The organism is Marinagarivorans sp., assembly GCF_982758155.1.
This window is the reverse complement of sequence record NZ_CEXWTU010000080.1, coordinates 1-8,401: the sequence shown is the minus strand read 5'-3', so window position 1 is coordinate 8,401 and position 8,401 is coordinate 1. Positions and strand designations below refer to the sequence as shown.

The following is an 8,401-nucleotide window of genomic DNA, read 5'->3' as shown; positions in this document are numbered from 1 at the left end:
GCAGTTATAGTGCGAGAAACCTCAGCTCCCTCTCTAACAGTAATGTCGTATGTAGCTGAGACGAAAAAGTTTTCTTGGCTGATCAGAGTGTATTGATAATTCCCTTGCTCAACTCTTTGCCAATTTGACTGTTGCGTGGAGTAGGGGCCTGCGAGCGAAAAATTGTTAATGCTATAGGTTGTTGTGGTGTCTTCGGCGCCTGGTAAGGTGTTGATGCTGACGTTTTCTGGGTAGCCCCATGTCGGGTCAAAGCTTGCTTGAACATCATGGCCAGCGGCTAAGGCTGACGCGACTTGGTCAAAAATCGCCTCGATACTTGGAATGACTTCCTGAGCAATGGGGGTCGCCTCATCGCTGAGCGGCGTTTCGCGAACAATGCCACCATTTTCCAGCTCGACATGAAAGTCATCGCGCCCGAAGCAGAAGCATGACCGGTAATAGTCGTAACTTAGGGCTTTATGTTCGTGCTGGCTCCAGAGGTTGCGTGCTTGTTCGAGCTGAGCGCCCAGAGTGGTACTAGCTTCGCTGCTTGCGTTTGATGAAGAGCTCTCGTTATCTATGGTGATGGTTGTTTCTTCATCGCAACCAGAGAGTATGCTAACTGTGGCTAATAGCGCCAGAGCGCTCATTCGACTTGCCTTCATTGATGGCTCCTTATCTTTGATGAGGTCGGTGATTGATGGGCGTTATCCTAGCGCAGCCCGAGGAGTCAAACTGTAAAACTTTGTAACCGTGCTTAGCCGGTGGGCAAGTTAACTGTTGTCGGGGGCGTCATGCTCGTTAACGACGCACACACTGTGTGTTGTCGTAAAAGTCGCAATACTCTTGGCGTTGCGTAGGGTATTTTTCGACTTGATTGCAGGGAGGGTGTACTGTAATCAATACCAATTCTGATATTTGCTATCTCCTGCATGCCATTCGTCGCCTAATAGTCAATTTGCACTTAAGTTTTTTGATCTAGGCCCGTTTACCCCATTGCTGACTATAAACGCTTACTTTAAAGTAGCGCCCCAGACTAAAACGAACGTTGCGGCATTGCGGTAGCGTTCGGTGTTTCCTGCCTTAAGGCTTTCTTTCTTCTTTATATAAGCTACGGAGCTGTTTATGAAGTTCGGTCATTTTGATGATGCTGCTCGCGAGTATGTGATTACTAACCCACGCACTCCTTATCCTTGGATTAACTACTTGGGTAACCATGATTTCTTCAGCTTGGTGTCTAACACGGCTGGTGGTTATACCTTTTATAAAGATGCGAAATTCCGTCGCTTAACCCGCTACCGTTATAACAACGTACCTGTTGATAACGGCGGTAAGTACTTTTACATCAACGATGGTGGCGATGTTTGGAATCCAGGTTGGAAGCCCACTAAGACTGAGCTAGAAAACTACAGCTGCCGCCACGGCATGAGCTACACCAAAATCGGCGGCGAGCGCAACGGTATTGCCGCTGAAGTCACTCAGTTCATCCCGCTTGAAACTTGGGCCGAAGTGCAGCGCGTTAAGCTTAAGAACACTACAGGCGAAACCAAAAAGTTTAAGTTTTTCTCGTTTGTTGAGTGGTGTTTGTGGAACGCTGAAGACGACATGCAAAACCTGCAGCGTAACTTCTCTACCGGTGAAGTCGAAGTTAAAGACTCTACCATTTACCACAAAACAGAATTCAAAGAGCGTCGTAACCACTACGCGTTTTACAATGTGAATGCGCCTATCAGCGCCTTCGATACCGACCGTGATATATGGAAAGGCACTTATAACGATTTCGATCGCCCAGACGCAGTATTCGAAGGCGAGCCACGCAACTCTGTTGCTCACGGTTGGTCACCTTGTGCTTCACACTGCATCGAAGTTGAATTAGCGCCAGGCGAAGAGAAAAGCTACATCTTCACTTTGGGCTACATCGAAGTAGAGCCCGAGAATAAGTGGGAAAGCAAAGGCGTTATCAACAAAACACCTGCCGAAGCATTAATGGCGCGTTTCGATACCGACGAAAAAGTCGATGCAGAGCTCACAAAATTAGCGGATTACTGGGATAATTTGCTTAGCACGATTAGTGTTGATTCTGGTGATGAGCGTATCGATCGCTCGGTTAACATCTGGAACCAGTACCAGTGCATGGTGACTTTCAACATGAGCCGTTCTGCTTCGTTCTTCGAAACAGGTATTGGCCGCGGCATGGGTTTCCGCGATTCAAACCAAGATTTGATCGGCTTCTTGCATCAAGTGCCAGAGCGTGCGCGCGAGCGTATTATCGATATCGCATCTACTCAGTTTGAAGACGGTTCGGCATATCACCAGTACCAGCCTTTAACCAAGCGCGGTAATGCAAACTTGGGTGGCGACTTTAACGACGATCCATTGTGGTTAATTCTTTCAACCACCGACTACATTAAAGAAACCGGCGACTACGGTATTCTTGATGAAATGGTGCCCTACGATAACGACGAGAGCAAAGCGACTACACACTTCGAGCATTTGAAGCGTTCGTTTATGCACACCGTTCATAACTTAGGCCCGCACGGCTTGCCTTTAATTGGTCGCGCCGATTGGAACGATTGCTTAAACCTTAACTGCTTCAGTGAAGACCCTAACGAGTCTTTCCAAACCACCGGCAACAAAAAAGGCCGTACGGCTGAATCATTAATGATTGCGGGCCAGTTTGTTTTATACGGCAACGAGTACATCACGCTGTGTAAAGACATCGGTAAAGAAGACGAAGCCGCTGCCGCACAAGTACACGTAGACAACATGATCGCCGCTGTTAAAAAAGACGGTTGGGATGGTGAGTGGTTCTTACGCGCCTATGATTACTACGGTAAAAAAGTCGGTAGTGAAGAAAACGAAGAAGGCAAAATCTTTATCGAATCGCAAGGCTTTTGTGGCATGGCGGGTATCGGTTTAGAGGAAGGTTTGGTTAAAAAATCTATGGACTCTGTTAAAGAGCACTTAGATTGTGAATACGGTATTGTGCTTAACCAACCTGCGTTTACTAAATACGTTGTAGAGTACGGTGAAATTTCTACCTACCCTGCAGGTTACAAAGAAAACGCCGGTATTTTCTGCCACAACAACCCTTGGATTATGATTGCCGAAACATTGTTAGGTGATGGTGATCGTGCGTTTGATTACTGGGCGAAAATTACACCAGCTTTCTTGGAGGATATTTCAGATCTTCACAAAGTAGAGCCTTACGTTTACGCGCAAATGATCGCCGGTAAAGATGCCTTTAAACCCGGCGAAGCGAAAAACGCCTGGTTAACTGGTACAGCCGCTTGGAACTTTGTCGCTATTACCCAGTACATTTTAGGTGTTAAGCCAGATTACAGCGGTTTAGGTGTTAACCCGTGTATTCCTAAAGATTGGGATGGCTTTAACTTCACCCGTAAATTCCGCGGCGCCACTTACAACATCACCGTGAAAAACCCAGATCACGTGAGCAAAGGCGTTAAGTCTTTGACTGTGAATGGTACTGCGGTAGAAGGTTGTATTGTGCCTACGCAAGAAGCGGGTTCAACCGTTGATGTGCAGCTTGTAATGGGTTAATTGCCGACAGGTCGTTAGCTTTTTAAAAAACCCGCTTCGGCGGGTTTTTTTGTGGCTGAAATTTGTGGGCCGGCATTCAAAGTCGGCAGCAGGGTAAAGCCAGCTGAAACACGTCGTGAATCCATCCGTGGAGACTCCGCAGCGCAATCCTTTGCGCTGCGGGTTTCTGCTAGCTTCACCCTGCTACTTGGTGGCTAGTTCGTACGGTTGATGCAAGAAAGTGTGCTAGGATTTCTGGTTTAAGGTTACAGGGGCTCTTCGTGGGGATTTGTTGATGGATGTAGTGTTGAAAATTTTTCTCGGGTTGGCATTCGTTTTTACTAGCCCCTTAGGCTGTTTTTATTTCTAATATTGTTGACGCTTATTGGAGTGTTCTGTATTGCGCCTCTTTTTTTTAATCCCTCAGGTCTCGGTTTTATTGTCATGCGCTAACGTAGAGGCACCGGGAAAATGCGCTGCTGTAGATACTGCTTCGATTTTCCCTGCTAACCATTACATCCTATATCTGTATGGTGCAAACGATGAATCTAACCCGGATATTTGGGACGGGCCTGTTTGTATTGAAAGACAAGGCGTTCGCAAGGTGTGTGAGCTGGATGTTTCTTTGATTAAAGCTGTTGATATTGGCGCGGCGGACGAATTAAATCTGGGGATATTTAGTGGTTCGGTCGAGCAGGTTTTGAATGTTGATGTGAAAGAATGCTCGGTTAAATAGCGGCTAATGCTGTTGTTTTATTTTTTGGAAAAGCACAAGCGAATTTATTAAAACCCGCATTCGCGGTTTTTTTTTGGCTGCAGTTAAATCGTAAAAGGCTTAATGTTAGTAATGATAGCGACAGGAAATAACGGTGATTGCTTTCGCATCGACGGCGTAAACCAGGCGGTGGGTATCGTCGATTCGGCGTGACCAGAAACCAGAGAGGTTTTCTTTCAGCGGTTCAGGTTTACCTATGCCCTCGAAAGGGGAGCGCTGGGTGTCGGTGATAAGCTTGTTAATTCGCTTCAGTGTTTTTCTATCTTGTTGCTGCCAGTACAGATAGTTGTTCCAAGCTTCATCTGTCCAGCACAGCAATCGCTTGCCAGCGGCATCACTCATCAACCAGTTCCCGCGCCTGAGCTTGCCCCGCTTTATATTGCTCTATCGATTTCGCCAGGTGGGCGGCGTTGGCCGGTGAGCGCAGTAGGTGCACGGTTTCCATCAGGCTGTTGTAGTAATCCAGCGACATAACAACGGCATCTTCAGCATCGCGGCGGGTAATTACAGTGGTGTCGGCGTCTTCAATGACGTGATCTAGCACGCCTTTAAGGCCATTTCGGGCTTCGGTGAATGATACGACTCTCATAGCTTTCTATCTGTACAATATGTTGTGCAAGTATAGGGGCGGTGGTGGTGGTTGGCAATCCCTAACAGTGGCTGTGCTTGGCTTGAGTTTGGGGGTGGGGTTATTTGGTTCATTTGTGAGTGGCATCGGGCATCGCTATGCTGGGCACGCGTGAATACGTCTCGGCAACCGCTTATCTGCGGCATATTCAGCATCGCGGCGGGTGATGACGGTGGTGTCGGCGCCTTCAATGACGTGATCTAAAACGCTTTTAAGGCCACTACGGGCTTCGGTGAATGATACGGCTCTCATGAACGCCTATCTGTGCAATATATTGTGCAAGTGTAGGGCAGGGTTGTTTGGTTTAGTTGTGAGTCGCATCGGGCATCGCTATGCTGGGCACGCGTGAATACGTCCGTGTAGCTCTGCACCGCCGTCCTGGCGGTGACGGCCCTGCATAGCGATGCCCGATGCATCAAGAATCGATAGAATTTTTTCTCGGAAGTGGTTGGGAGTGAAGGTTTAATGAGTACCCTGAATACGTCGCAAGTGCGATCAGACCAAAAGGTTTTAAAGGCTAGAAGGTATTTAATTGAAGAGCCATCATCTAGCGATGACTACGAAACTAAAGCTCATACATATGTCGCTGGTAAAGTTACTGCGTATATCAAATCTGACCAGTGCAATATTGTAGGTGTTGAGGGTGAGTTGGGCGCAGGGAAGAGTACGATTGTAAATTTGGTCAAGAATGAGCTGAGTTCGGATGAGGATCAATTTGTAATTCACGAATTTCATGCTGATCGGCATGCTCAATCCTTGAAGGCTTCTCTGATTTCAGAGTTGTATGATTCAGTGGCTGCGCTGCAAGAAAGTCAGGGGGGGCAAAAGACTGCTGAGGATCTGAAGAAATCAAAGCGCAGGGCGTTAGGGCGCGAGTACTTTTACAAGAAAGATACTGTAAGCAAAATGTCTTGGTGGACTCTTAGTTTTATTCTGCTGGTGATCCTTTCTGCTGCCTTCTCGGCTCCGGCTATGAATGTCATAACTTCAAACTTATATGAGTTTGATTGGGGTAAATATGAATTTTCCTTCGCTGCAACTTTCTTGGTTGTGCTTTTTCTTTCTCCGGCAGTTCATTTAATAATATATGGTCTGCTTGGCTATCGGCAGAAAGAATTATCAACAGCGCAAAGATATTCGAATTTAATTAAAAAAAATAGCGGTGACGAAATAACAGAAAGCATAGGTCTTGATAAAGGCTTAATTAGTACTGAGTTGAAAGATGAGTTATCCAGTTTGGTTGACTTTATTGGGGTGAACCAATGTCTCCTCCTCGTAATCGATAATATCGATCGGCTTTCTGGCCAACACGCGGCTGAGCTATGGGGCGATTTAGATGTGTTGGTAGGGCTATCGAAAGATAAAAGGGGGAAATTGAAGATATTGTTGCCGTATTGTGCAAAGGAGTTAGCAGCTGCTCTTGGAGGGACAGGAATGAGCCAAGATTACGGTTTTGAATATATTACCAAGAAGGTGCCGATTTCTTATAAGGCTCCTCCTGCTGTGTCTTATCATTGGCGAGAGCTATTTAATAAATATTGGGATGATGTTTTAAGTGATATTAATGGTAGAGAAACAGCTGCTGATTTAGTCAATATATTATATAGGAATGAAAAAATAACGCCCAGATCCCTCAAGTACTTAGTTAACTCGGTTGGTTTGGCGGTTGATAGTTGCCCTGAGTCAGATATTCACGGGGGCGTTTGTGCTGCTTATGTTCTTGCGGGGCAAGGGCAACAACTAAAATCTGTGGGGCAGCTCATTAGCAAGCATGAGAGCTCGGATAGTTCTGCAGGCCGTATTCAGAGGGTGCTAAATAGAGATGTTAGCAATGAAGATGATTGGGTGCTACAAGTGGCATGTCTGCACTACAAGTGTAAGAAAAATGTAGCGAAGAGTGAGTTGATAGTTGATCCCATGGAGGCGGCCGTAAGAGATGGGAGTGCCGAAGCTCTATTTGAATTAAGTTCTATCCATGGCTTTAATCATGAGTTCAGACATTACATAACGGATCGAGGCAATTACGTTTATTTGTTGCCCTGTTTGGCAAAGATGCTGAATATAGCGGGGGGGCTTGAATTCTTACATGCATGGATTGGGGTGGTTAATGATTTTTGGCAACGGCAAACTTCGCCTGAAATATTTCATGATGGCCTAACCGAGGCGATTGAAGAGTTGGCGCGTAACGAATTCTTATTGGATGTAGAGCCTCTTGAGGGGCTTGAGTGCGAATATCGTAACCGAGTAAAAACGGCTAGCGAGAGTACGCATGAGGATCTTCTTCGGTTGCACAGGCTAAATAAATTGACAGGAAACCGTACAGTATCTTTGAACGATATGTTGCCAGCCGAGGTGTTTTACCCTTATGTATACCAGCTAAGGTCAATGTTTAGTATCTGGGAAATAGATAGCTGGGAATTTGAAGAGGAAGAAATAAATCTGGCAATCAATTATTTTACTAAAACGGGAGTTAACGCAATAGTCGTTAATGATTTTATTGCACAAGTTATACGGCATGGGTATCTGGGGTGGGGTAAAAGTTCAAGCTTTTTGGTGAGCGGTGTTGCTCGTATATTAGGTCGCAGAGAAAATTCAAAACTTCGAGAAATGTTTCCCTTTTGCATGCTTGAAAAAAACTTTTTTGAGGTTAGCTCTTCGTTAGGGCGGTTGCAAATTCTTGAAAAAGAACTTGGCTTTGAAGCATTGCTTCCAGCGTATTTAGTATTGGTGCTTGGTGCTTACAACAATGTGAGTGGCTCTGTTTTTTCGCCCCTACTTAAAGACTTAGAGAGTAAAATATCTAAAACCAGGTTGGATGAAAAGCTGCTAGAGGGATACCTAAGTATATTGCCTAATATTGCAAGTTTAAGAGTTCCTATTGTAATTCCATGGCTGTTTTCATCTGTGATTCCATGTCTAGAGTCAAAGATCTCATCAGGAAAAATTGAGAATGATGCAGTGTTAGAATACAAGAGTTTATTTAACAGACTAGACGTTGGTGAGGGTCAGAAAGATGACCTGGATAGAATAACGGCGCTAGTAGCTAAATTGGTAAATGAGCGAGGATTAAATGGGACGTCTGAGTTGTAGTTGGCTCTCTTGTCAGGCCAGCGCGGTAACGCTTTTCAAAACTTATGAGGCAGGACGCCGATTAGAGTCCCTGCTTCGGCAGGATAGCCGATGGTAGAACATTGCAGGGAGCACAATGTCGAGATGGGTTCACGACGTTTTTGGGAAAGCTTTGCCGCGCGGGCCGAGATCTCGCTGCTTAGTTTCAAACGGGTTTTAGTGCTATCGAGAGTCACTAAATCTGAGCTGTAATATACGGTTATGCACTTCAGACTTGAATCCACCCAATAAAAAACGGAGCCAATTTAGCCCCGTTTATCTTTTACCTTTAATTGCTAATTAAAAGCTATAACTTCCAATGCCGCGCAAAATAATTTCGCCGCTATCGGTTTGGTACATCGATTTGTACG

General features: G+C 45.6%; 7 protein-coding genes. 3 read left to right on the top strand and 4 right to left on the bottom strand.

The features are described from left to right. On the bottom strand, positions 1–644 hold a 644-nt coding region (locus AC3A8L_RS10585; protein WP_487962221.1), incomplete at its 3' end, for a DUF6174 domain-containing protein. A 460-nt stretch (positions 645–1,104) separates the two neighbouring features. Between AC3A8L_RS10585 and AC3A8L_RS10580 the strand changes: the two genes are divergently transcribed. Then, entirely contained in the window at positions 1,105–3,540 is a 2,436-nt protein-coding gene (locus tag AC3A8L_RS10580) for a glycoside hydrolase family 94 protein (RefSeq protein WP_487962220.1), read from the top strand. 379 nt (positions 3,541–3,919) lie between these two features. Next, entirely contained in the window at positions 3,920–4,255 is a 336-nt protein-coding gene (locus AC3A8L_RS10575; protein WP_487962219.1) for a hypothetical protein, read from the top strand. A gap of 105 nt (positions 4,256–4,360) precedes the next feature. Here the strand turns inward: AC3A8L_RS10575 and AC3A8L_RS10570 are convergent, their stop codons facing one another. From AC3A8L_RS10570 to AC3A8L_RS10560, 3 genes are all read right to left on the bottom strand, one after another. Then, positions 4,361–4,636: a Txe/YoeB family addiction module toxin gene (locus tag AC3A8L_RS10570; protein ID WP_487962218.1), complete on the bottom strand. Its 276-nt coding sequence runs from the start codon at positions 4,634–4,636 to the stop codon at positions 4,361–4,363. Further along, a complete protein-coding gene (locus AC3A8L_RS10565; protein ID WP_487962217.1) occupies positions 4,629–4,883 on the bottom strand; it encodes a type II toxin-antitoxin system Phd/YefM family antitoxin in 255 nt (84 codons plus the stop codon). Before AC3A8L_RS10565 ends, AC3A8L_RS10570 begins: the two co-directional genes overlap by 8 nt. A gap of 135 nt (positions 4,884–5,018) precedes the next feature. Next, positions 5,019–5,174 (bottom strand): type II toxin-antitoxin system Phd/YefM family antitoxin, encoded by a 156-nt coding sequence (locus tag AC3A8L_RS10560; RefSeq protein WP_487962216.1) that lies wholly within the window; start codon positions 5,172–5,174, stop codon positions 5,019–5,021. Positions 5,175–5,387: 213 nt separating this feature from the next. Between AC3A8L_RS10560 and AC3A8L_RS10555 the strand changes: the two genes are divergently transcribed. Next, a complete protein-coding gene (locus tag AC3A8L_RS10555; protein WP_487962215.1) occupies positions 5,388–8,012 on the top strand; it encodes a P-loop NTPase fold protein in 2,625 nt (874 codons plus the stop codon). Positions 8,013–8,401 lie beyond the last annotated feature (389 nt).

Coding starts and splice junctions, on each gene's coding strand:
- AC3A8L_RS10565 (WP_487962217.1), bottom strand. CDS start 4,883: ATGAGAGTCGTATCATTCACCGAAGCCCGAAATGGCCTTAAAGGCGTG.
- AC3A8L_RS10570 (WP_487962218.1), bottom strand. CDS start 4,636: ATGAGTGATGCCGCTGGCAAGCGATTGCTGTGCTGGACAGATGAAGCT.
- AC3A8L_RS10555 (WP_487962215.1), top strand. CDS start 5,388: ATGAGTACCCTGAATACGTCGCAAGTGCGATCAGACCAAAAGGTTTTA.
- AC3A8L_RS10560 (WP_487962216.1), bottom strand. CDS start 5,174: ATGAGAGCCGTATCATTCACCGAAGCCCGTAGTGGCCTTAAAAGCGTT.
- AC3A8L_RS10580 (WP_487962220.1), top strand. CDS start 1,105: ATGAAGTTCGGTCATTTTGATGATGCTGCTCGCGAGTATGTGATTACT.